Below are 23,620 nucleotides of genomic sequence, written 5' to 3'. Positions count from 1 at the left end.
ACCGAGAAGATCATGGAACCTACTGTAGAACGCTCCAACACGCGTCCGACGCCACTGGCAACAGCGCTACAGGCAGCACAAGGGCACAGCCATTACCTGCGCAATCTGCTCGCCGCCCGACCCGAAATCACGGCCTGGCTGGACGCGCACGCCATGCAGGCGCTCAGCGTCGAACAGATGAACGATTTCCTCGACAGCGACGCGACACCTGCTGCGAGACCTGAGAGTGCCGTCGCCAGCGATGAAGATCTGCGGCGCGCCCTGCGTAGCCTGCGCCAGCGGGTAATGGCAGCGCTGGTGGTGCGCGATATTGGCGGTCTGGCGACCCTCGCCGAAGTCGTTGAAAGCATGACCGTGCTCGCCGAAGTGAGCACCAATCGCGCCCTGGATTTCCATCACCGGCAACTGCGCGAGCAGTTCGGCGAGCCGCTCGACAGCCACGGGCAGCCGCAACGACTACTGGTAGTCGGCATGGGCAAGCTCGGCGGCCGCGAGCTCAATGTTTCTTCCGACGTCGATTACATCTTCATTTACCCGGAGGATGGGCAAACCGGCGGCGACGGCCGCCGGATCGACAACTACGACTTCTTCCAGCGCCTCGGCAAGCGCCTGATCGCCACACTCGGCGAACTCACTGCGGATGGCCTGGTATTTCGGGTGGACATGCGCTTGCGGCCCAACGGCGACTCCGGACCGCTAGTCTGCTCGCTGGACTCACTCGAACACTACCTGATCACACAAGGCAGGGAGTGGGAACGCTACGCCTGGATCAAGGCCAGGGTCTTGAACCAGGGCGAGAATCTGCAGCCGGAATGGGTAAGCGCGCTACAGAACATCAGTCGCCCTTTCGTTTTTCGCAAGTATCTCGACTTTGGCGCGATCAATGCCATGCGCGATCTGCACGCGCAGATTCGCCGCGAGGTGGCGCGCAAGGACATGGCCGAGCACATCAAGCTGGGCCCGGGTGGCATCCGCGAGATCGAGTTCATCGCCCAGGTTTTCCAGTTGATCCGTGGCGGCCGCGACCCGCTCCTGCAAGTGCGACCGACACTGCAGGTACTGGCGCAGCTCGCCGAGCGGCGGCTTCTACCGCCAGAAAACGAGCACGAACTGGCCACTGCCTACGACTTCCTGCGCCGCCTCGAGCACCGCTTGCAATACGTGAACGACGCCCAGACGCACCGTCTGCCAAGTGCTGACGAGGAACGCCAGCAGATCGCCACAGCGATGGCTTTTGCCGACTGGAGCGCGTTTCTGGCCGTTCTCGAAGGGCATCGGGCGATCGTTTCGCGCTGCTTCGAAGAAGTCTTTTCCGAGCCGGAAGAAGGCACCCACCCGCTGCTCGGCGTCTGGGAAGAAGTCGTCGCCAAGGATGATGCGCTGGAACGGCTGTCCAGCCTCGGCTTCCGCCAGCCGAAGGCGATCCTCGAACGCCTGCACAGCTTCCGCCAAGGCAGTCGCTATGTGCAACTGCCGGCGAGTAACCGCGAGCGCCTCGACGCCCTGGGGCCACGCCTCATCGACGCCGCTGCCGCCACCAAAAATCCTGACGCCACCTGGCTGCGCGGCCTCGATTTTCTCGAAACCATTAGCAAACGTGGCGCCTATCTGGCGCTGCTGCTGCAGTATCCGCAAGCACTCAGTCACCTTGCCGAACTGATCGGCAGCTCATCTTGGGCAGCTGACTATCTGAACCGGCACCCGATCCTGCTTGACGAGTTGCTGGACTCGCGAATCTTCGACGTGAAGACCGATTGGCAAGAGTTTCGCGACGAACTGCAATCGCGGCTGGCGCAGCACCGCGACGATACCGAGCGCGAGATGGACATCCTGCGCGAAGTGCACCACGCGCAGGTCCTGCATTTTCTGGCGCAGGACTTTGCCGGCCTGCACAGCGTCGAACATCTCGCCGACCGCCTCAGCCAGCTTGCCGACATCATGGTCCAGACGACCCTGGACCTGTGCTGGCGGCTGTTGCGCAATCGCCATCCGCATCCCGAGCAGCCACCCCGTTTTGCGGTCATCGCCTACGGCAAGCTCGGTGGCAAGGAACTCGGTTTTGCCTCGGATCTGGACCTCATCTATCTGCACGACGACCCTGCCGAGGGTGCGGGGGAAGTGTACGCACGCCTGGGGCAACGGCTGAGCACCTGGATGTCGAGCCGGACCTCGGCGGGCATGCTTTTCGAAGTCGATCTGCGCCTGCGCCCGAACGGTGATTCCGGCATGCTGGTGTCGCCGATCAGCGCTTTTCGCGATTATCAGCTGAAGAATGCCTGGGCCTGGGAGCATCAGGCGCTGACCCGGGCCCGCTTTTGCGCCGGCGACCCGGTGGTCGGCGAACAGTTCGAAGCGCTGCGCATCGAGATCCTGCGGCAAGCCCGCGAGCCCGCCAAGCTCAAGGAAGAAGTGCTGTCGATGCGCCAGCGGATGTTCGACGAACACGGCTCACGCAGCGAAGAAAACTTTGATATCAAGCACGATCGCGGTGGCCTGATCGACGTCGAGTTCGTCGTCCAGTACCTGATCCTCGGACACGCGCATGCGCACGCCGAACTGTGCGGCAACCTCGGCAACATCGCCCTGCTCGGGATGGCTGCCGAACTCGGCCTGATCCCGGCCGAGCTGGCCGACCCGGCGCGCGACGCCTATCGCGAGTTTCGCCGCTTGCAGCACGTATTGCGGCTGAACGCCGATCGCCGGGCGCGCGTCGAGCGCGCCTCGCTCAGTCGCCAGATTGCGGCAGTCAAGGCGCTGTGGGAGGAGGTGTTCGATGCCGCATGAGGAAGAACGGCATGGCGGGCCTGGCCATGCGTAAGCCATCGGCCGGGGGGCTGGTCTATTCCACCGACACGGGACGCATGTGCCCAGGCTGCCGAAGACCGCTGCCGCAATGCTGCTGTGCTGCCAATCGTGCCGCGTCACTTCCCCGGACTGACAGCAGCGTGCGCGTCAGCCGCGAAAGCAAGGGGCGGGGCGGCAAGACGGTGACGCTGGTGCGCGGGCTGCCGCTCGCCGCCGGCGACCTTGCCGCGCTGGCGAAACGCCTCAAGACCGCCTGCGGATCGGGCGGCACAGTCAAAGACGGCGTCATAGAAGTGCAGGGGGATCACTGCCAGCGCCTGCTCGAGTGCCTCGAAAAGGAGGGCTTCACCGCCAAGCGCGCCGGCGGCTGATTCGCGCTGGCGGGAAGCCGGCAGGCGCCGCGCCGAGCGCTGCAGGCGATCAGTTCTTGCCAGCGTGGACGACGCTCTGCGCCCAGTCCAGCGCTTCCAGCATCACGGCCGTGACTTGCTGTGCTTCAAGTCCACACAAGAGGGCAGCGGCGGCGATCTCTTCGGGCGCCTTCGATTCGACGGCGATGGCCAGGGCCAGGGCATCGCACATCGGGCCCGGCTCGCCCTGGAGTGCAGAGACGACGTCGTCCGGCAAGGAAACCTTCTTCAGAATCTCCACGAGTGGCTGTTTCATCATCACGTCGAGCAGCGAAAACAGCCCGATCATGAACAGCTTGTCGGCCTCCTGCGGCAAGCCGCCCTGTCCGGCCAGCCTTTCCATTAAGCGCGCGCGGGTCAGCGCATTCTCGTTCAGGACCCGCCCCATATATCCGGGCTGATTGAGATCGAAGAGCAGCAGGGAAAGCCATCGCGAGAACTGGTCCCGGCCCAGAATCAGCAGCGCTTGCGGTATTTTTTCGATACGCCTGAGCATTCCGATACCGGGCGAATTGATGTAGCGCAAGAGCTTGTAGGTCAAAACCGGGTCGTTGCGCAGGCGGTCGGCGATGACGCCAAAATCGGCTCGGCCGCGAATCATGTTCAGGACTTCAAAGACCAGCAACCGGTTGACTTCGCTCTTCGGCGGATGCCAGTTCTCACGACTGCAAACAAAAGGCCCCATAAAGTAATCGAAGCCACTTTGATAGCATAGGCTGAAGTCGTCCGCGCTCTGGATCTTGCTGGCAATGACTCTGGGTTTCCCTTTGCTGGCGTGCAGGTCGACGCACATTTTCTTCAACTGGATGCCGTCGAAAGCGGTGGTGTCGATCTCGACGAGAGCCGCCTGTTCGAGAAACTCGGCCATCCCGGGGAGAGGCCGATCGAGCGACCAGCCATGCTTGACGCCGAGGTCCTGCAAGCGCCGCAGCGCCACGCGCACGTCGGCAAGGTCGCCCGCCACCGCCGTCTCCGGAGTAATCATGATGAGCACATTGCGATTCGCGAAAGCGGGCAGCAGAACGCTGCTCAGCGACGCCGAAGACAGGCGGATGAAGGCAAAACGATCGCCGAGCAGTGATGAAACAGCCAGCGGCGAAAGATTGTGCAGCAGCGCTTCGTCATGGACCTGACGCAGCTTCGCGCTCTTCTCCAGCATCGGCGATTGCAGATTGCGCCCGAGGGCAAACTCGTAGCCAGCAATCTGTTCGCCGCGATCGAGAAGCTCCTCGCGGCAAACAAAGGACGCGGCGCGCGCCGTGTTGGTCGCGGCGCCCGCCCGCGGCGCAGACTGGAGAGGCGCCAGCGCGTCGAGCTGCGCGGCGGCTTCTTGCGGTAGAGGCGCGGCCGCTGGCGGGACCAGACCCAGCCAGCGCAGGATAGTCTTGAACACGGGCACCCCCTTCTCGGCATCGATTGCCGGTTTTCTTATTCCACGCGCTTGACCCGCGTAAGCCAAAGACATGGAACTGCGGGAGCTCGGCGATTCTAGCACGTTGAGCTTTTCGGTCTCTGCTCCCGAGCCGCCAGCCGAAAATACCATGGCGACGCCAATCGACACGCCGCCAGTAGCGGCTCACCACGAGTTTTTTTGACATTTATAAACACTCGGTCTAATATATCCAGCAATGGAAACGACTCGTACCCTCCCTCGCCGTCCACGCGGTCGCCCGGCGCGCAATGGCCTCGATTACGCGGACACCCGGGCCTTGCTGATTCGTCGCGGCCTCGAGATCCTGACCACCCAGGGCGTCAGTGCGACAGCACTCGATGATGTCCTGAAATCGATCAATGTCCCGAAGGGCTCCTTCTATCACTACTTCGAAAGCAAGGATGCTTTTGTCGCGGTGACCCTCGATACCTATGCCGAGTACTTTGCGCGTAAGCTCAAGCTGCATTTTCACAATCCGCTACTGACGCCGCTGGCAAGGCTGGCAGCCTTTGTCGACGACGCCTGCCGCGGCGTCGAAAGACATGCCTTCACGCGCGGCTGCCTGGTCGGCAATCTGGGACAGGAAGTCAGCGTGCTCGACGAGCGCTTGCGCCTGCGCCTGGAAGCGATTTTTTCCGACTGGGAGCGAGCGCTGGCCGACTGTCTGTCAGCCGCGGCAAGCAGCGACGAACTGGCGACCGACGCCGACTGCCCGGCACTGGCGCACGCTTTCTGGGTCGGCTGGGAGGGGGCGATACTGCGCGCCAGGCTGTCCCGCTCGACGGCGCCGATGCGCGCCTTCTTCAAGCTCTTTCTGTCGGCATTGCCGCGCACCCGAGTTCCCTTTCCGTGAGAGTCACGTCCGCGACTCACGAAACTTCCTTCTCCCACTGTGCGAGAAGGGTCGGGAACGAGAGAGCGGTCATGACCTTTCATGACTGTTTTGAACGTCCATACTTTACTGGTCTATTTTTTCACCACCAAGGAGAATCACCATGTTCAAGGGAATCCTGATCACCAAAGACGACGGCGTTTACCAAGCTCAACTGCAGGACATCGACGATGCCGTGCTGCCAGAAGCCGACACCACGGTCCAGGTCGAATGGTCGACGCTCAATTACAAGGACGGCCTGGCACTGACCGGCAAGTCGCCGGTCGTGCGCCGCTTTCCGATGGTGCCGGGAATCGACTTTGCCGGCACGGTGACAGAAACGTCGAATGCGGCCTGGAAAGTCGGCGACCGCGTCGTCCTCAATGGTTGGGGTGTCGGCGAAACGCATTGCGGCGGCCTGGCCGAAAAAGCGCGTGTCAAGGGAGAGTGGCTGGTGCCGCTACCGGCGAGTTTCTCCGCCCGGCAGGCGATGGCCATCGGCACCGCCGGGTACACGGCGATGCTCTGCGTCCTCGCTCTCGAGAAGCACGGCATCAAGCCTGCTGACGGCGAGGTTCTGGTCACCGGCGCCAACGGTGGTGTCGGCAGCGTAGCCATCGCCTTGCTCGCCAAACTTGGCTATCAGGTGGCCGCCTCGACCGGCCGCCCCGGCGAAGCCGAGCACCTCAAGTCCCTGGGCGCCAGCACGATCATCGACCGCAGCGAGCTGTCGGCGCCGGGCAAGCCGATCGGCAAGGAACGCTGGGCCGGGGTGATCGACACCGTCGGCAGCCACACCCTGGCGAACGCCTGTGCGACGACGAAATACCGCGGCGCGGTGGCGGCCTGCGGCCTCGCCGGCGGCATGGATTTCCCGGCGACGGTGGCGCCCTTCATCCTGCGCGGCGTGACGCTCTATGGCATCGACAGCGTGATGGCACCGCTCGCCATTCGTCAGGAAGCCTGGGAACGCCTCGGCCGTGATCTCGAAATCGCCAAGCTGGACGCCATTACGCGCGAGATCCCGCTTTCGGAAGCAGTCGCGGTCGGCGCCGAGCTGCTCGAAGGCAAGGTGCGCGGACGAGTGGTGGTCGACGTGAGCAGGTAAAGCGCAGCCGGGGCTTGGCCGGGCGCATTGACCAGGAGTCATAGCGCCCGATCGCGACTTCCGGCGGTCGCTCGCAGATGTCACCAAGTCGCGCCTGGCTCTGTTTGTAGGCTTGTCGCCTTGCCGGGATCGGGAAGGCAGATAGCCTGTGGCACCTCTCGTGATGGCCGGCATTCCGGCACGCAGGATATCGCCCATCAGCGATTCTTGAGGATTCCTGCAGCGATATCGAGAAAACATCACCTATACTCGGATCCTTGCCATTGCATCGGTTACCCTCCGTTCGATGTTTTCCCGTATTCAGACTAGACATTTCCGCAGCCTAAAAGCCGTGGACCGGACCTTGGGACCGATTCAGGCCTTGGTGGGACCAAACGCCAGCGGCAAAACGACGTTTCTGGATGTGATCGGACTGCTCAGCGATCTCGTGCATGTGCACCCGCGTGGCACCGTGCGTGAAACCATGCTCTCGCGCAGCGCCAGTTTCGACAAGTTGATCTGGCAAGGGCCAGGCGAAGACGCGAGCTCGCGAGCGGCGTTTCAGCTGGCAGTTGAGGCGCCGATTCCTGCCGCTGTCCGTGCGCGGATGGCCGACGACAAGCAACGCTACACCTTGGTCCGCTACGAACTGGAAATTGGCTTTGACGCGCCTACGGAGGAGCTCGGGCTGAATCACGAGACCTTGTGGCTGCGCACGACAGACTCGGAGACACCCGCCCAGCAGCGCGACCTGTTCCCCTTGGTCCCTGATCACGCGCCGTCCATCTTTGTCGGCAAAGGGCGCCCAGGTTTCAAGGTGGTGATGAAAAAAAAAGACACCGGGCGGTAACGACAACTACTACACGGAAGGGGCGAAGAAGTCGTACGCGCCATCCTTTCGCCGCGGACGAAGCAAACTGGCCCTGGCTCACATTCCCGCCGACGAGGACAACTTTCCTTTCGGCCGCTAACGTATGCATTCCGTCCGCATATGGGCCGTGACGGCGGTGTTCGGAGCACCGGTGCTGAGTTGTTGGCGCGAGAAGCGCCTCGCTTCCGCCACGCCCTGATGCTGCTGGACTTTCATGGCTGTGGGCGGGAGCACGAATCGCCATTGACGCTCGAGGCCACTCTGGATGGCCAATTGCAGGAAGTGTGGGGCGAGCGCGCCAAGTCCCTCGTGATTTTTCCTGAAGTCGACGTCTGGCTGTGGGGTGCGGACAACGTACTTCGCGAAAGCCTGCACTGGTCGCACGCTGCCCCTATTCGCGACTGGCTTCGTGCCAGAAGTTTCGAGTTCGGCGTCGACGGCAAGCCGCGCCAGCCGAAAGAAGCGATACGACTGATTTGCCGAGCGCAAAAGCTGGCCAGGTCCTCAGCACTTTACGAAAGAATTACCAGTCGAATCAGCCTTCAGAATTGCACTGATCCAGCGTTTGCACGATTGCGAGAGCAACTATCGGCCTGCTTCGGAGTTTGACGGTTGGCGCGGCCGCGCAGAGCCAATCAAGCCTGGCGCCACCGAGATTGATGTGCAAGCGTCCATTCCTGCGAATCGCTCGAATCAAAGCCAGACGTGAGGAAGGTTGCGTTTCGCGGCGGGTGCACCCTGTCAGCTGCCCGGGGGCACGCCCAAGCCAGTAACTCGGCTGGCGAGGGCAGCGTGCAGAAGTCGTATCCGCTGCATTGGCTCCGCGCCTCAACCGCGACCCAAATCCGGGCGATTGCAGGACGCTTCGTCGAGCCGCTTCAGGCCGAGCTTGACCATGAGGCTCTCGGCCGGACAGAAGCGCGTGAAGCCGCTCTGCAGGAGGTTGGCGCCGACGAAAGTGGTCAGCCACAGGAAGTGCTTCGAAACAAAAAGGGGGCTGGCTTCCACGCCCAGGGCGAGCGAGATGAGGATGAAGCTGCCGGCCATGATACGCACGGCGCGATCGGTGGTCATGTCTGATTCTCCTTTCTGAAGGCTGCGTAGTACAACACCGGGATCACCACCAAAGTCAGCAGGGTGGAGACGAAAATGCCGAAAATCAGGCTGATGGCCAGCCCGTTGAAAATCGGGTCGTCGAGGATGAACATCGCCCCGAGCATCGCCGCCAGTCCGGTCAGCGCGATCGGTTTGGCGCGCACCGAAGCGGACTGGACGATCGCTTCGCGCAGCTCCATTCCGGCAGCGACTTGCTGACGAATGAAGTCGACCAGCAGGATCGAGTTGCGGACGATGATCCCGGCCAGGGCAATCATGCCGATCATCGAGGTCGCCGTGTACTGGCTGCCGAGCAAGGCGTGCCCCGGCATGACGCCGATGATGGTCAGCGGGATTGGCGCCATGATGATCAGCGGCACGAGATAGCTCTTGAAGTGCGCGACGACGAGCAGGTAGATGAGGATCAGGCCGACGCCGTAGGCGATGCCCATGTCGCGAAACGTCTCGTAGGTCACCTGCCACTCGCCGTCCCATTTGATGCTGTACGAGGCGTCCGGCGCACTTGGCTGCTTGATGAACCACTCGTCCAGCGTGCCGGCCGCGTGTTCGACCCCCTCCAGCGCGCGCCCGGCGATCTCGCTGCGCGCCGCGAACATGCCGTAGAGCGGCGAATCGAGCTTGCCGCCCATGTCGGCGACGACATACACCACCGGCAGCAGGTTCTTGTGGTAGATCGCCTGCTCGCGCTCCAGCGCGCGCACCTCGACAAGTTCGGAAACCGGCACCAGCTGCCCATCGCGCGAGCGGACGCGCAGCCTGAGCAGCGCGTCTAGCGTGCTCTGCTGCTCGGCCGGCAAGGTCAGACGTACCGGGATTTCGTATTTCGAGCCGGTGTTGTGCACCGGCGTGACGTCATCACCAGCCAGGCCCATGCCTATGACGTCGACAATGTCGCTTTGCGCAACACCGAGCAGCGCCGCCTTGTTCTGGAGAACGTGCAGGACGCTGCGCTGGCCGCCGGCGTTGACCGAATCGTCGATAGCCACCAGGTCCGGCGTCCCTTCGAGCACCTTGCGCACCTCCTTGGCCACCGCTCTCTGACCGCGGTAGTCGGGCCCATAGACCTCGGCGACGATTGGTGAGAGAACCGGCGGCCCCGGCGGCACTTCGACGACCTTGGCGTGGCCACCGGCGCGCTTGCCAATCGCTTCGATCGCGTCACGAACCGAGATGGCGATCTCGTGGCTCTTGCGGGCGCGCTGCTGGTGGTCGACCAGATTGACCTGCAGGTCGCCCAGTTCCGGAGCAGCACGAAGGTAATACTGGCGGACCAGCCCATTGAAGTTGATCGGGCTGGCGGTGCCAGCGTAGGCCTGGTAATTGCTCACTTCCGGCACTTTTGCGACTTCGGCGCCGAGCTCGTGCAGTACGCGCGCGGTTTCCTCGAGCGGTGTACCGACCGGCATGTCGAGGACGACCTGGAATTCGCTCTTGTTGTCGAAAGGCAACATCTTCAGGACCACCAGCTGCACCGTTGCCAGGAACAGCGAGCCCGCGATCAGCAGCATGATGACCAGCAACAGCCAGCGGCGCGCCACGCGACCTTTCCGGGCATCGAGAAACGGTGTCAGCAGGCGCCGAAACAGGCGCTCGAGGCGGCTTGGTCTTGGCGACTCGCTCGCCGCGTGCGGCGCAGCGCCAGCCGCCGAGTGCGCAGCCTGCGGAGGCTTTGCCAGCAGCCGGGCGGCCAGCCACGGGGTGACGACAAAAGCAACGGCCAGCGAGATGAACATGCCGAGGGACGAGTTGATCGGAATCGGGCTCATGTACGGCCCCATCAGGCCGGTCACGAAAGCCATCGGCAACAGCGCGGCGATGACCGTAAAAGTGGCCAGAATCGTCGGACCACCGACTTCATCGACCGCCAGCGGAATGATTTCGAGCAGTGGCTTGCCAGGCTGCAAGGCCTGCCAGCGGTGAATGTTCTCGACGACGACGATGGCGTCGTCGACCAGGATGCCAATCGAGAAAATCAGGGCAAACAGGGAAACACGATTGAGGGTGAATCCCCACGCCCAGGAGGCAAACAGCGTCGCGGCAAGAGTCAGGCTGACCGCCACGCCGACAATCAGCGCTTCACGCTTGCCAAGCGCAAAGAAGACCAGCAGGACCACGAAAGCGGTAGCGAAGACCAGCTTGCCGATCAACTTCTGTGCCTTGTCGGTCGCCGTCTGGCCGTAATTACGTGTCGTCGTGACTTCGACGCCGGCCGGGATCAGCGTGCCTTTCAGCGACTCGGCACGAGCGATGACGGCGCTGGCGACGTCGGCGGCATTGACCCCCGGTTTCTTCGAAACCTGCACGGTAACTGCCGGAAACTCGCCGTCTCGATTGCCGAACCAGACGTACTGGCGCGACTGATCGGGCCCTTCGTCGACGCCAGCGACATCGCCAATGAAGACCGGCTTGCGCTCACTGCCAGTGCCGCGCACGGCAACGACCAGTTGCCTGACGTCGGCGGCGGATTCGAGATAGCTGCCGGTTTCGACGAGGACTTGGCGGTTTTCGGCGACCAGACTTCCCGACGACTGGCGGGCGTTACCAGCGCGCAGGGTGGCGGCAATATCCTGCGGGGTCACTGAAAAAGCGTTCATGCGCTCACTGTCCATCGACACGCGCAGCACCTGATCTGGACCGCCGAGCGTGGACACGTCACGCGTTCCCTTGATTCGCTTGAAGTCCACTTCGGCTGCGCGCGCCACCTGTTGCAGATCGAAAGCCGAGCGCTCGGGGTCTGTGCTCCAGAAGGTCAGCGAAACGATAGGCACATCATCGATGCCGCGCGGTTTGACCACTGCTTCGAGCACGCCGAGATCAGGCGACAGCCAGTCGCGGTTGGAATGTACGGTGTCATAAAGACGCACGACGGCATCGTTGTACTTGACGCCGACTTCGAACTGCACGGTGATCACCGCCATTCCCGGTTGCGACACCGAATACACATGCTCGATGCCCGACATGCGCGACAAGACCTGTTCGGCGGGCGTGGCCACCAGATTCTCGACGTCCTGCACCGACGCACCGGGAAAGGCGATGAACACGTCGGCCATGGTGACGTCGATCTGCGGCTCTTCCTCGCGCGGCGTGACCAGGGTGGCAAAAACGCCCATCAACAGCGCGACCAGCGCCAGCAAGGGCGTCATCTGCGAGCTGGCAAAGAAACGGGCGATGCGGCCGGAAACACCCATTACCCTACTCTCCCCGCAGCTTCGCCGACTTCAGGGCGATGGCCGCTTTTACCGGGTCGAGAACGACGTGCTCGCCAGCGTGCAAACCGGAGAGCACTTCGATCTCACCAACGCCAACGCTTTCGCCAAGGCGCAGCTGGCGCAAGGACAGCACAGCGTCCTGATTCTGGACATAAACGGCAGTCACCGCGCCACGCCTGACGACAGCGGCCTGCGGCACGGTGAGCTTGCTTGCCCGGCCAATGACGAAGTGCACCCGTGCGTGCATGCCGGGAACGACATCGGCAAGCTCGCTGACGCCAGCGGGTAGGCCAACCCGTACCGGTGAGACGTGCGTCGCGGCGTCGGCGGTCGGCAGCACGGTGACACTGCTGGCGTCCACCCACTTGCCAAGTTCGGGAAATTCGACGCGCGCTTGTCTGACCGCGCGCATTTGCGGCAGCTGATATTGCGGGATGCTGGCGGTGACCCGCAGGCCATTCGGATCGTGGATGGTCAACAGCGGCCGGCCGGGCGCCGCCATCTCACCGAGTTCGGTCAAGCGCGCGGCGACGATCCCGGAGATCGGCGCGTACACCGTCGCATGCTCCACGCTCACCGCAGCTTGCGCAGCTGCCGCCTGTGCGGCGTCAAAATCGGCTTTCGCCTTGTCCACCGCTGCCTGGCTGACGAAGCCCTGCTGACGCAGGCCCAGGGTGCGCTGGTAGTGCGCGCGCGCATTGCCGAACACGGCCGCGGCGGCGGCCGCAGCTTCCTTGGCCTCACGGGCGTCGATCTTCATCAGCAGATCGCCCTTGCGCACCGCCTGCCCGGCATCGATCCGCACTTCGACGACCCGCCCCGACACCTGCGCCGCCAGGGTTGCCTGATTGACCGCCTCGACCAGGGCCTCGGCGGGCAGCGTCAGCTCGACCAAATGCGGCTCGACAACAAGAGTCGGCAAGGCTTGCGCGTGCACGGCAAGGGAGGCGACGGCAATCACACTGGCCAGCAGCGCATGCCACCAGGAGGGTCGGGTTCCAGGAGCTCTCATCATGTGCATAAGCATATACTGATATAGATTGCGGGACAAGGGGCGCAGCGCTTGCGCAAGCGCATCGACTTGCCTTCCCCCTTGACGCTGGCCCGTCTTCAATGAGACAAAGCGCTGGTCTGTCCACCGGCCTGCCACCATGAAACTCGTCCCCTTTGCTCTCCTCGCGGCTTTGCTCGCCGTCGGCTGCTCGCACGCACCCTCCAGCGGCATCTCCCACGCCGGGCTGAATCAGCCGGAAGGCGCCTCAGAGGCGACCCACCAGCCGGGCTGGAATGGCCAACGCTTCGCCGTTGCCACGGCGCATCCGCTGGCCAGCAAGGCCGGCCTGGAAATCCTGCAAGCGGGCGGCTCGGCAGTCGATGCCGCCATCGCCGCGCAGATGGTGCTGACGCTGGTCGAACCGCAGTCGAGCGGCATCGGTGGCGGCGCTTTCCTGTTGCACTACGATGGTCGTGAGGTCGTTGCTTTTGATGGCCGCGAGACGGCACCGGCAAGCGTCAGCCAGACGCTGTTCATGAAAGCCGACGGCACGCCAATGGCTTTTCGCGAAGCGGTGGTCGGCGGCCGCGCGGTCGGCGTTCCCGGCACTGTGCGGATGCTCGAAATGGCCCACGCCGACTACGGCCGCCTTCCCTGGGCGCGTCTTTTCGCGCCAGCGATCGCCCTCGCCGAGGAGGGTTTTCCGCTTGGCCTGCGCCTGTACACGCTGCTCAAGACTGAACGCGATCTGCGTAAGGACCCCAAGGCCGGCCCCTACTTCTACGAGCGCGACGGCGAACCGCACGCAGTAGGGACAATCCTGCGCAACACTGAACTGGCAGCGGTCTTGCGGCGCATTGCCAGCGAAGGCTCGCAAGCCTTCTACGAAGGCGAGGTCGCGCAGGCGGTGGTCACGCGGGTGCGTGACCATCCGGATAATCCTGGTCAGCTGAGCATGGCCGACATGGCGGGCTACCAGGCGAAGCGGCGGGCACCGCTATGCGCGACCTACGAGCCGCGGGCGGCCTTGCCGCCGCGCCGTTACCGCATCTGCGGCTTCCCGCCACCAAGTTCCGGTGAGATCACCATCGCCCAGATCCTGGGGATTCTCAACCGCACGCGCGCGCCCTTCCTGCGCTTCGAAGATCCCCTCTGGATGCACTACTACACGGAAGCCTCGCGTCTGGCCTTTGCCGATCGTGCCAGGTACATCGCCGATCCGGACTTCGTGGCCGCACCGGCCGGCAGTTGGGATTCGCTGATCAGGCCGGACTACCTGGCCGCGAGAGCACGCCTGATCGGTGCGCAGAGCATGAAAGTCGCCACGGCGGGTTCGCCGACACCACTGCGAGCCAGTTTTGCGCCGATGCCCGAGCAGGTCGAGTACGGCACTTCGCATATCAGCGTCGTGGACGCCGACGGTAAGGCCGTGGCCATGACCAGCAGTATCGAGGACGCCTTTGGCGCGCGCCAGATGGTGCGCGGTTTCTTGCTCAACAACCAGCTCACCGATTTTTCCTTTCTGCCGACCGACAGCAACGGCACGCCGATCGCCAACCGCGTCGAGCCAGGCAAGCGTCCGCGCTCGTCGATGAGCCCGACCCTGGTATTCGACAACGACAGCGGTGAACTGCTGATGAGCGGCGGCTCGCCGGGCGGGGCGATGATCATCCACTACACTGCCAAGCTGCTTTATGGAACGCTCAATTGGGGACTGACGCCACAAGAAGCGATCAACCTGCCCAATTTCGGCTCGCTGAACGGCCCGACCCTGCTCGAGGAACAGCGCTTTTCGCCGGACTATGTAGGCGCCCTGCAAGCGAGGGGCCACACGGTCAAGGAGATCGGTTTGAGCAGCGGCGTACAGGCAATCCAGAAACGCCAGGGCGCTTACATCGGCGGCGCGGACCCGCGTCGCGAGGGCCGGGTGATGGGCGAGTAGGGTGAGCATCTGCGCTCCGACCACCTGGCACGCGCCAGGGTGCCTGTGGCTGATCGCGGCCACCCTCGCCGGCTGCGCCACTGACAGCGGCTACGAATCTCGGCCGGCGCCAGTGCCACGCGAAGCGCAATCACCATCAGCCGCGCCAGCGAGCAGCCCACGCCAAGTGCCGCCAGCGCCGCCCTTGGCGCGGCCGCAGCCCACCCCTTACCCCGACGAACTCGAAGGCCGTGCGCTGGTCAGCCGCCTGCTACCCAACCAGATCGCCGATCGCGCCGGCTGGGCGGCGGATATCTTTGCCGCTTTCGCTGCGCTGCGACTTCCACCGACAGGCGAAAATCTCTGCGCAGTGGTGTCGGTCATTGCTCAGGAATCGAGTTTTCAGGCAGATCCGTCGGTTCCCGGCCTGTCGCGCATCGTCTGGACGGAGCTCGAGCGGCGCCGCAAGAAGTACGCCATCCCGCAGCTAGTTCTCGACCTGGCGGTAAGCAAAACATCCCCGGATGGCAACAGCTACAAGGTCCGCATCGACGCCCTGCGCACCGAGAAGCAGATGAACACGCTTTACGACGACATGATTTCGGAACTTCCCGGCGGCAAGGCCTTGTTTGCGGGCTACAACCCGGTGCGCACCGGCGGTCCGATGCAGGTTAGTGTCGAGTTTGCCGAAGAGCAGGTCGGCCAGCGCCGCTACCCCTATCCGCGCCAGGGCAGTGTCCGGGACGAGGTCTTCAGCCGTCGCGGTGGCGTCTATTTCGGAATTGCCATTCTGCTCGACTACCCAAGCAGTTACAGCCAGATGCTCTACCGCTTCGCCGACTTCAACGCCGGCCGCTACAGTAGCCGTAACGCCGCTTTCCAGGCTGCCGTGGCAGGCCTTGGCGGCCAGCGGCTGGCGCTCGACGGCGACCTGTTGCGCTACAAGAACGGCAAACCCGCCGCCGAAGCCAGCGACACGCTGCGTGCGCTCCTGGCTTTGCGAGCGCGCTTGCAGTTGACTGCGGCCGAGATCGAGAACGATCTCCGGCTCGAGAAGAGCGTCGCCTTTGAACAGTCGCCGCTCTACAGCCGGCTGTTCACGCTTGCCGATGCGGCGGGCAAAAAAAAATGGCCCAGGGAAGCGCTCCCGAGCATCAGACTGAAAAGCCCCAAGATCACCCGCCCGCTGACCACCGAGTGGTTCGCCAGACGCGTCGACAGCCGCTACCGCAGCTGCCTGGAACGGAGGGAAGCTTGAGCAAAGGCGCTCAACACGACAGCCCGGAAGCAGCACTCAGAACTTGATCAGCTTTCCGAGTTCGCGAATGAAACCCTTGGGGTCAGCATCATCCGGATAGCGGAAGACGAGAAAACCGCGGCGATCCACGAGGTTTATCTTGCGGCCTTCGGCGCCCCCGAGAAGCGCCAGCAGTTGCGTATCGCTGGCCTTGACCAACAGCAGGTCCGGGTGAGCCGCCAGCAGCTCTGCCGCCGGCGTCGTGCCATCGGTAATCAGCCACAGACGTTCCAGGCGTGCCATATTGCGCCCCTGCGCCGTGCGCGCCTGCCGGGTCAGATAGAGCGTGTGTTGGCAGCGCTCATCGCAACTGCCAGGGGCCGCAAAAATCGCCAGCCACTTGCCGCTGACTTCGGGGTGTTCCAGGACTGCGCCGTCCCAGCCCTGCAGCATTTCGAAAGGCAGCGCCAGCGGCTCAGCCAGCGGTTGACCGACCATCGCTGCGGTCTCTGGCGGCGAAACGAAGCGAAAATACAAGGCGGCGAGAAGCGGCAGCACGCACACCGCAACGATCGCCAGCAGGGTCAGGCGGCCCTTGCGCTGCGCAGCACGCACAGCCGCTGTCGTGGGAAGGGAAGGCTCGTCGACGGGCTCGACCGTCTGTCGGGGTGTACTCATTTCTTCTGCCATGCAAATAGGCCGTAGGCTACAGCCATGAGAGCGAAAACCAGCCACATCGCTGCGTAGCCGTAGTGTTTTGTGCGGGGGTTGTCCGCGCTGCCCCAGTCGCGGACCAGACCATCGCCTTCTCCGCTGGTTTGCAGGAGGATGACCGGCAGCGGCTCCAGACCACTGCGCTGACGATAGTCCGCTTCACGCAGGTGTTGCCAGAGAGGTCCTTCGGGTTCGCTTTCCTGCAACGCGAAGATTCTCGTTTCAAAGCCGCGAGTGACACCAGCCACTTCGATCTCGCCAGCCGGCGTCGGCACGGACGGAATATCAGAACGTAGCCGTGGCGCCACCATCCAGCCGCGATTGACGACCACGACGGCGTCGCTGCCCGACAGGCGCAAGGGGGTGAGGACATAATAGCCCGGTCGGCTCCGATAGATCTTGTTGTCCAGAAACAGCGTCCTGTCCGCCAGCCAGTGACCACGCGCCGTGGCCGCCCTATCGATCAACTCGTCGCGCTGGCGCTGCTGCGCCGACAAGGCGACGGGCGTCGCGATCATCGCCGCCTGCTCGCGTTCGAAGCGCTCGCCGCGGGTTTCCGCGCGCCAGAGTTGGAAGCGCGCCATGACCAGGCAGGCAATTACCAGCAGGCTGACCAGCAGCAGGCGCAGGGCGCGACGCTTGAACGGGGAGATCGACATGAGAGAACGCTTGGCCCCGGGCGGGGTCCTATGAGGTCGCGAGTCCGGTAGACTACGAGCTTTCTGGAGGAAACTCGATGCACATCATCGTTGCACTGCTGCTGATCACCATCGTCGCCAGTCTTGGCAGTGCCCTGGTGTTCATCTATCGCGACCAGGGCCAGGGCAAGACCCGTGCGGTCAAGGCACTTTCCCTGCGCGTCGGTCTGTCCTTTGCACTCTTTGCGCTGCTCATCGCCTCGCAGCGGTTTGGCTGGGTTAGCGCTTAACGGGCGCCTGATGTGCGCTGGGTGGAAGAAGCGCGACGCACCCTTGGTGCGCCGCCGTTCCCGTACCGGGAGCTTCTTACAACCAGTAGATGACGATGAATAGACCGAGCCAGACGACATCGACAAAGTGCCAGTACCAGGCAACGCCTTCAAAGGCGAAGTGACGCTCGGCAGTGAAATGCCCCTTCAGGACGCGAAACAGAATCACCGTCAACATCGTCACCCCGAGGGTGACGTGGAAGCCGTGGAAGCCGGTGAGCATGTAGAAGGTCGAGCCATACACGCCGGTGGTCATCTTGAGGTTCAGGTCGGCGTAGGCGACACCGTACTCATACACCTGGAAGGAAAGAAAGATCACGCCAAGCACGATGGTCAGCAGCAGCCCGATGATCAGTTGTGTGCGCTTCTCGGCAATCAGCCCCCAGTGCGCCCAGGTCAGCGTCGCGCCGGAAGTCAGCAGCAGCAGGGTATTGACCGCCGGGATGCCCCAGGCGTGCATCTGCGAAAAAGGATCGCTCGCCCCGGGTCCGGCACTTGGCCATGCATCCTGGAAGCCTTCCCACAGGGCGGCCTGCTCGGGACTCGCCAGGTCGGGAATGGCCAGCACGCGAATATAGAACAGGGCACCGAAGAAGGCGACGAAGAACATCACTTCGGAGAAAATGAACCAGCCCATTGCCCAACGAAACGAACGATCGACCTGAAGGTTGTAGCGTTGCCCCTCTGACTCGCCGATGACGCGGCCAAACCAGCCAAAAAGCATGATCGCCAGGACGACAAAGCCGCCCGTAAGAACGAAGCCGCCGTTGGCCACCGAGTTCATCATCAGCACGGCGCCGGTAGCCAGCAGGAGCAGGGCTATCGAGCCAACCAGCGGCCAGTGTGACGGCTGGGGAACAAAATAGCGGCTTGCGGATGCGGGATGACTCATCTTGACTTCCTCCAGATCATATTATCGTTATTGCCCGGTTACTGCGTTGATGCGTCCGTCTACTGACGACTGATGTAAATTGCGACACTCACCAGCACCAGCACAAAAATCAGCATGAAAACCAGCGCGGTGATCAAAATCTGCAACGGTGACAAGGGTTCTGCATCGTGCTCGTGCGGCCGGTGCCCGCGGATGCCGAGCAGAGCCCAGGCAACCGTGCGAATGGTGCTGAAACGTCGGCTTTTCGCCGCCTGCGTAGCGGATCGCGGCATCGCTCACTTCCGGCTTTCTACCGGCACCTCGAAAAAAGTATACGAAAGCGTAACCGTGTTCACCTCTTCGGGCAGCCGGGTATCCAGGAAGAAGACGACCGGCATTTCGCGCACTTCGCGCGGCGCAAAAGTCTGCTGCTTGAAGCAAAAGCAATCCAGCTTCTTGACATAGTTACCCGCGTACTGCGGACCGTAACTGGGCACCGCCTGGCCAATCACCGTGTAGTCGCGCGTGTTCTCGACGCGATACACGACATGCACGATATCGCCGGTCTTGGCCGGCAGAATCGGCGTCTGGGGACGGAAAAGCAGAGCCCCGTCATGACTGTTGGCATCGAACTGCAGGGTCACCGGACGACCCGGGATCGCTGACGCAGAGATTTCCTGCGCACGATCAATATCATAAAGCCCTGTCCACTCGCAAAAAGCCTTGTACAGGCCCGGCTGCACCGATACGAAAAGCAGGCTGCCGACCACTATCGTCAGCAGGATCAAGACCAGGCGCCGGTTTTTTCCGCTCCGCGACGGCGACCGGGTAGTCACCGCCGCCGGCGGGTGCAGCACAGGATTCACGTGTTGCCCAGCCACTGCCGGATGATGAAGCTCAGAAAAACAGCGGCCGCGAACAGACCCAGACCGATCGCGATGCGCCGGTTGCTGTGATTTCGTGACGGATCACGCGTCATCCGTGCGCCTCGGCCTGATCAAAATGCGGCGGGTCTTCAAAGGTATGGTAGGGCGCTGGCGAAGGCACCGTCCATTCCAGCCCGTGCGCTCCATCCCAGGGTCGACTCGACGCGCGAGCGCCGCCCCTGACGGTCTGAATGACGATGACCAGGACCAGCAGCTGGCTGAAGCCGAAGCCGAAGGCGCCGATGCCGGAAATGACGTTGAAATCAGCGAACTGCTGCGCATAGTCCGGAATCCGTCGCGGCATGCCGGCCAGGCCGAGGAAGTGCTGCGGGAAGAAAGCGATGTTGAAGAAGACCATCGACAGCCAGAAATGCCACTTGCCGAGCGTTTCGTTGTACATGTGCCCGGTCCACTTCGGCAGCCAGTAATACAGGCCGGCGTAAGCGGAGAAGAGAGCACCAGCAACCATCACGTAGTGGAAGTGAGCGACAACGTAATAGGTGTCCTGCAACTGGATGTCCACCGCGGTCATCGCCAGCACCAGGCCAGTCAGCCCGCCGATGGTGAACAACACCAGGAAACCCAGCGCAAACAGCATCGGTGTTTCGAAAGTCAGCGAGCCACGCCACATGGTGGTGACCCAGTTGAACACCTTCACCCCGGTCGGCACCGCGATCAGCATCGTCGCGTACATGAAGTACAGCTGGCCGGTCAGCGGAATGCCGGTCACGTACATGTGGTGCGCCCAGACGAAGAAGGAGATCAAGCCGATCGCGGCAATCGCATAGACCATCGAGACATAGCCAAACAGCGGCTTGCGCGAGAAGGCCGGGATCACATGCGAGACGACGCCAAAGGCCGGCAAGGCGATGATGTACACCTCGGGGTGGCCGAAGAACCAGAAGATGTGCTGGAAGAGAACCGGATCACCGCCACCGGCAGCGCTGAAGAAGCTGGTGCCGAAGTGGCGGTCGGTCAACAGCATGGTCACCGCACCGGCCAGGATGGGCATCGAGGCAATCAGCAGGAAGGCCGTGACCAGCCAGGTCCAGCAGAACAGCGGCATTTTCATCAGCGTCATGCCGGGCGTGCGCATGTTGAGGATGGTGGTGACGATGTTGATCGAACCCATGATCGACGACATGCCGAGGATGTGCACCGCAAAAATGGCCATATCCATGCCCATGCCCATCTGGATCGACAGCGGCGGGTACAAGGTCCAGCCAGTACCGGCGGCGCCGCCGGGAACGAAGATCGAGGCCGTCAAGAGGATCGCGGCCGGCGGCAACAACCAGAAACTCCAGTTGTTCATCCGCGCGAAGGCCATGTCCGAGGCCCCGATCATCATCGGGATCATCCAGTTGGCGAAACCGACGAAGGCCGGCATGATCGCGCCAAAGACCATGATCAGCGCATGCAGCGTGAGCATCTGGTTGTAGAACTCCGGCGACACGTATTGCAGTCCCGGCGTAAAGAGCTCGGCGCGAATGATCAGCGACATCGCGCCGCCGACGAGGAACATCACGAAGCTGAACCACAGGTACATCGAACCGATGTCCTTGTGATTGGTGGTGGTCACCCAGCGCTTCCAGCCCGTCGGGTGCCCGTGGCTATCGTGGTCATGGTGGCCGGCGTAACCGGTGTGTGACGTGGCTTGCATAATCAGATTCTCCTGATGGCCTGTGGCGCGATTACTTGCCGCGAAGCGCCTTGACTTCGGCGGGCTGGATGAGTTCACCGAGCTTGTTGCTCCATGCGTTGCGCTCGTAGGCAACAACGGCGGCGATATCGGTGTCGCTCAACTGTTCTGCGAAGGCGGCCATGGCGGTGCCGGCCTTGCCTTTGAGAACCATCTCGATGTGCGCTGCCTGTGGCCCCTTGGCAACCGCAGAGCCATCCAGCGCGGGGAACGCCGGTGGCAATCCCTCGCCGTTTGCCTGGTGGCAGGCCGCACAGTTGGTGGTGTAGACCTTCTCACCAAGGGCAAGCTGTTCATCAAGCGTCCAGACCTTGTTCGGATCTTCGGCGACGGCAGCCAGCTGCTGCTTCTGCTCGCCAACCCAGGCCGCGTATTTTTCCTCGGAGACAACCTCGACAACCACCGGCATGAATCCGTGGTCCTTGCCGCAAAGCTCGGAGCACTGGCCGCGATAGGTGCCTTCTTTCTCGGCCCGGAACCAGGTGTCGCGCAGGAAGCCCGGCACGGCGTCGGTCTTGACGGCGAAGGCCGGCACCGACCAGTTGTGAATCACGTCGTTGGCGGTGGTGAGAATGCGTATTTTCTTGCCGACCGGCACCACCAGCGGGCGATCGACCTCGAGCAGATAGTGCTCGCCCTTGGGAGCCTTGTTCTCGATTTGCTCACGCGGGGTGGACAGCACACTCATGTACTTGACCCCGGCCGCATCGCCAGTGAGGTATTCGTAACCCCACTTCCACTGATAGCCCGTCACCTTGACCGTCAGATCGGGCTCCGAAGTGTCGCGCATGTCGACCAGGGCCGAGGTCGCCGGGAAGGCAATCGCCACCAGGATCAGCGCCGGCACGATGGTCCACGCCAGTTCGACGGTCGTGTTGTCGTGAAAAGTGGCCGCCTTGTGGCCCTTGGACTTGCGGTGATAAACGAGTGAATAAGCGACGACCGCGAAAACGCCAACGAAAATGACCACGATCACCCACAACAGGAGGGTGTGCAGTTCGTAGACGCGGCGAGCAACAGCGGTGACCGGCTCCTGCAGATTGAGTTCCCATGCGGCGTTCGCAGCGCTGCTGAACAAGCCGAGTAATCCGGCAATGAACAGCCCGGTGGTTCCACGTCGCAGACGATTGCTGTCGCGATTGCTGTTTGAGTTTCGTGCCATTTTCTCCCTTTCCCCGCCAACTCCCGCGCCCGCCGTGTGGCAGAACCTAGGCGCCAGCCCCTGACCTTCTCGAAAACGTACCAAAATGAACCCGAGCGGGCTCCGTTCCAGTGTCTTACCAAGCGCGGAGGTTAACACACTCCACTTGATATGGATCAATGTTCAACCGAAAAAATGGCGACCTCCCGCGCGACAGCCGCCTCTCTGCGACCCATGACCGACCGCCGGGCGAAACAGTGCGTCCACCGGCTGCGCCTGGCGAAAGGCGCGGCCAAACCCACGGCAAGGCCGCGCAACACACTATGAAGGCGCGTAGAATCATCCAGTTGGACGTTCACCTTGCCAAGTGCGCCGGGCCCCGTGGTAGAATTTCGCGCTTGATACCTTGACCTGCGTCAAGCCCCGCTGGGACGCTCCTGGGCCCTGAGCATTCGGGAGGAATCGATGAGCGTGGTTGCGGCACGGACAGCGACAGCGCAAACTTGGGGAGGCCCGCCGCGACTACTCGCTGTCGGTTAGCGAACGCAAGTGGGTGTTTCTGGCCACTGCTACCTGGTTGGCTGCCATCGCTATCACTTTCTCGTATTTCGGCGCCTGGCCGATCCTGCCGTTTACCGGACTTGAGCTGGCTCTACTGTGGTGGGCCCTGCGACAGATCGACGCGACCACCGAGGATTTCGAGAGAATCACCCTCGAAGCGGAGCTCCTGACGATAGAGACACGCCGCGGCACACTGCTGCAGCGCCACGCTTTCCATCCATACTGGGCGCAGTTGCAGTTTGATCAGCCTCCGGGACAGCAGCAGCGCCTGCTGATCCGCTCACATGGCAAGGAAGTCGAAGTCGGCCGCTGGCTGTCGGAAGAACAAAAGAGGGCGCTCGGCAACGAGCTGAAGAAGAACCTGGGCGCGCTGCGGCCGGAGAGAACTCTCTGAGGAGAGCGTTTTTTGAAGATGCTGCACCGTTTCTGCCTGCGGGCGAAGGTTTTCTGGTCGGGCCTGCTTACGGCAGCAGCTCCCGCACTGGCGCGCGCTGATTCGACCGCCAGTACTGCGTTCGCTACGGCGGCCGGCCGTGAACCGCTGCCGATGCACGGTTATTTCATGGTTTTCCTTACCGTGCTCTTCGTGGTGATCTTTGCGATCACCATCTACTCGATGGCCAAGCACCGCAAAGGCAGTGGCGATCAGGTGAACAGGTTTGCGGGGCCAACCGGAACGGTGCAGTGGCTGTGGGCGATGGTTCCGTTCGCCATTCTGCTATTCGTCGACTACGTTCTGTTCAGTCTCCACTTTGCTGGCTGAACGGGCCGGCCATCGCGCCAGATCG

The 23,620-nt window shown here is 62.7% G+C and carries 23 protein-coding genes; 11 read left to right on the top strand and 12 right to left on the bottom strand.

Annotated features, from left to right (window positions below; translation table 11 throughout):
* The first annotated feature begins 12 nt into the window (after nt 1-12).
* Both glnE and QZ648_RS22540 read left to right on the top strand, forming a co-directional pair.
* Entirely contained in the window at nt 13-2,784 is a 2,772-nt protein-coding gene (glnE, locus tag QZ648_RS22545; protein WP_291998367.1) for a bifunctional [glutamate--ammonia ligase]-adenylyl-L-tyrosine phosphorylase/[glutamate--ammonia-ligase] adenylyltransferase, read from the top strand.
* A 26-nt stretch (nt 2,785-2,810) separates the two neighbouring features.
* Nucleotides 2,811-3,176, top strand: a complete 366-nt coding sequence (locus tag QZ648_RS22540; protein WP_291998412.1) for a translation initiation factor Sui1 — start codon at nt 2,811-2,813, stop codon at nt 3,174-3,176.
* 49 nt (nt 3,177-3,225) lie between these two features.
* Here QZ648_RS22540 and QZ648_RS22535 read toward each other — a convergent pair whose 3' ends face one another.
* Nucleotides 3,226-4,608, bottom strand: a complete 1,383-nt coding sequence (locus tag QZ648_RS22535; RefSeq protein WP_291998366.1) for an HDOD domain-containing protein — start codon at nt 4,606-4,608, stop codon at nt 3,226-3,228.
* Between the two features lie 235 nt (nt 4,609-4,843).
* On the opposite strand from QZ648_RS22535, the gene QZ648_RS22530 reads away from it, so the two are divergent.
* From QZ648_RS22530 to QZ648_RS22515, 4 genes are all read left to right on the top strand, one after another.
* Nucleotides 4,844-5,500: a TetR/AcrR family transcriptional regulator gene (locus QZ648_RS22530; RefSeq protein ID WP_291998365.1), complete on the top strand. Its 657-nt coding sequence runs from the start codon at nt 4,844-4,846 to the stop codon at nt 5,498-5,500.
* 142 nt (nt 5,501-5,642) lie between these two features.
* Nucleotides 5,643-6,626 carry an MDR family oxidoreductase gene (locus QZ648_RS22525; RefSeq protein WP_169064961.1) on the top strand — a complete coding sequence of 328 codons (984 nt, stop codon included), beginning with the start codon at nt 5,643-5,645 and terminating at the stop codon, nt 6,624-6,626.
* Nucleotides 6,627-6,969: 343 nt separating this feature from the next.
* Nucleotides 6,970-7,455: an AAA family ATPase gene (locus QZ648_RS22520; protein ID WP_291998364.1), complete on the top strand. Its 486-nt coding sequence runs from the start codon at nt 6,970-6,972 to the stop codon at nt 7,453-7,455.
* Between the two features lie 264 nt (nt 7,456-7,719).
* Nucleotides 7,720-8,085: a hypothetical protein gene (locus QZ648_RS22515; RefSeq protein ID WP_291998363.1), complete on the top strand. Its 366-nt coding sequence runs from the start codon at nt 7,720-7,722 to the stop codon at nt 8,083-8,085.
* A 219-nt stretch (nt 8,086-8,304) separates the two neighbouring features.
* Here QZ648_RS22515 and QZ648_RS22510 read toward each other — a convergent pair whose 3' ends face one another.
* Genes QZ648_RS22510 through QZ648_RS22500 form a run of 3 tightly spaced genes read right to left on the bottom strand, consistent with a single transcriptional unit; the run spans nt 8,305 to nt 12,816 of the window.
* Nucleotides 8,305-8,550 carry a DUF2892 domain-containing protein gene (locus QZ648_RS22510; protein WP_169064959.1) on the bottom strand — a complete coding sequence of 82 codons (246 nt, stop codon included), beginning with the start codon at nt 8,548-8,550 and terminating at the stop codon, nt 8,305-8,307.
* Nucleotides 8,547-11,780, bottom strand: coding sequence for an efflux RND transporter permease subunit (locus QZ648_RS22505; protein WP_291998362.1), 3,234 nt, complete (start codon nt 11,778-11,780; stop codon nt 8,547-8,549). Before QZ648_RS22505 ends, QZ648_RS22510 begins: the two co-directional genes overlap by 4 nt.
* 4 nt (nt 11,781-11,784) lie before the next feature.
* The gene (locus QZ648_RS22500) at nt 11,785-12,816 is read right to left on the bottom strand and encodes an efflux RND transporter periplasmic adaptor subunit (protein WP_169064957.1); all 1,032 of its coding nucleotides are present in this window, start codon (nt 12,814-12,816) and stop codon (nt 11,785-11,787) included.
* A 136-nt stretch (nt 12,817-12,952) separates the two neighbouring features.
* On the opposite strand from QZ648_RS22500, the gene QZ648_RS22495 reads away from it, so the two are divergent.
* Both QZ648_RS22495 and QZ648_RS22490 read left to right on the top strand, forming a co-directional pair.
* Nucleotides 12,953-14,737, top strand: a complete 1,785-nt coding sequence (locus tag QZ648_RS22495; protein WP_169064956.1) for a gamma-glutamyltransferase family protein — start codon at nt 12,953-12,955, stop codon at nt 14,735-14,737.
* A 1-nt stretch (nt 14,738) separates the two neighbouring features.
* Nucleotides 14,739-15,974, top strand: coding sequence for a DUF1615 domain-containing protein (locus tag QZ648_RS22490; protein ID WP_291998361.1), 1,236 nt, complete (start codon nt 14,739-14,741; stop codon nt 15,972-15,974).
* Nucleotides 15,975-16,010: 36 nt separating this feature from the next.
* On the opposite strand, the gene QZ648_RS22485 is transcribed toward QZ648_RS22490, so the two are convergent.
* Nucleotides 16,011-16,631, bottom strand: coding sequence for a hypothetical protein (locus QZ648_RS22485; protein ID WP_291998360.1), 621 nt, complete (start codon nt 16,629-16,631; stop codon nt 16,011-16,013).
* Nucleotides 16,628-17,326, bottom strand: a complete 699-nt coding sequence (locus QZ648_RS22480; RefSeq protein WP_169064954.1) for an SURF1 family protein — start codon at nt 17,324-17,326, stop codon at nt 16,628-16,630. The genes QZ648_RS22485 and QZ648_RS22480 overlap by 4 nt, the downstream gene beginning before the upstream one ends.
* Nucleotides 17,327-17,403: 77 nt before the next feature.
* On the opposite strand from QZ648_RS22480, the gene QZ648_RS22475 reads away from it, so the two are divergent.
* Entirely contained in the window at nt 17,404-17,595 is a 192-nt protein-coding gene (locus QZ648_RS22475) for a twin transmembrane helix small protein (RefSeq protein ID WP_169064953.1), read from the top strand.
* Nucleotides 17,596-17,671: 76 nt separating this feature from the next.
* On the opposite strand, the gene QZ648_RS22470 is transcribed toward QZ648_RS22475, so the two are convergent.
* Genes QZ648_RS22470 through coxB form a run of 6 tightly spaced genes read right to left on the bottom strand, consistent with a single transcriptional unit; the run spans nt 17,672 to nt 22,292 of the window.
* Entirely contained in the window at nt 17,672-18,526 is an 855-nt protein-coding gene (locus QZ648_RS22470) for a cytochrome c oxidase subunit 3 (protein WP_169064952.1), read from the bottom strand.
* A 59-nt stretch (nt 18,527-18,585) separates the two neighbouring features.
* Nucleotides 18,586-18,798, bottom strand: coding sequence for a DUF2970 domain-containing protein (locus QZ648_RS22465; protein WP_291998359.1), 213 nt, complete (start codon nt 18,796-18,798; stop codon nt 18,586-18,588).
* A 3-nt stretch (nt 18,799-18,801) separates the two neighbouring features.
* Nucleotides 18,802-19,371, bottom strand: a complete 570-nt coding sequence (locus tag QZ648_RS22460) for a cytochrome c oxidase assembly protein (RefSeq protein ID WP_291998358.1) — start codon at nt 19,369-19,371, stop codon at nt 18,802-18,804.
* Nucleotides 19,368-19,484, bottom strand: a complete 117-nt coding sequence (locus QZ648_RS22455) for a cytochrome oxidase small assembly protein (RefSeq protein WP_211203579.1) — start codon at nt 19,482-19,484, stop codon at nt 19,368-19,370. Before QZ648_RS22455 ends, QZ648_RS22460 begins: the two co-directional genes overlap by 4 nt.
* On the bottom strand, nt 19,481-21,091 hold the full coding sequence (gene ctaD / locus QZ648_RS22450; RefSeq protein WP_169064950.1) for a cytochrome c oxidase subunit I: 1,611 nt from the start codon (nt 21,089-21,091) through the stop codon (nt 19,481-19,483). Before ctaD ends, QZ648_RS22455 begins: the two co-directional genes overlap by 4 nt.
* Nucleotides 21,092-21,122: 31 nt before the next feature.
* Nucleotides 21,123-22,292, bottom strand: a complete 1,170-nt coding sequence (coxB, locus tag QZ648_RS22445) for a cytochrome c oxidase subunit II (RefSeq protein ID WP_169064949.1) — start codon at nt 22,290-22,292, stop codon at nt 21,123-21,125.
* A 454-nt stretch (nt 22,293-22,746) separates the two neighbouring features.
* On the opposite strand from coxB, the gene QZ648_RS22440 reads away from it, so the two are divergent.
* Complete coding sequence (locus QZ648_RS22440) at nt 22,747-23,226, top strand: DUF2244 domain-containing protein (RefSeq protein WP_291998357.1); 480 nt, start codon at nt 22,747-22,749, stop codon at nt 23,224-23,226.
* A gap of 18 nt (nt 23,227-23,244) precedes the next feature.
* Entirely contained in the window at nt 23,245-23,595 is a 351-nt protein-coding gene (locus QZ648_RS22435) for a cytochrome c oxidase subunit II transmembrane domain-containing protein (RefSeq protein ID WP_291998411.1), read from the top strand.
* Nucleotides 23,596-23,620: the final 25 nt, after the last annotated feature.

Source organism: Candidatus Accumulibacter sp. ACC012, from assembly GCF_907163155.1.
GTDB classification, from domain to species: Bacteria; Pseudomonadota; Gammaproteobacteria; order Burkholderiales; family Rhodocyclaceae; genus Accumulibacter; species Accumulibacter delftensis.
Note: the sequence above shows the minus strand (reverse complement) of the source record. Positions and strands in the feature narration are given on the sequence as shown.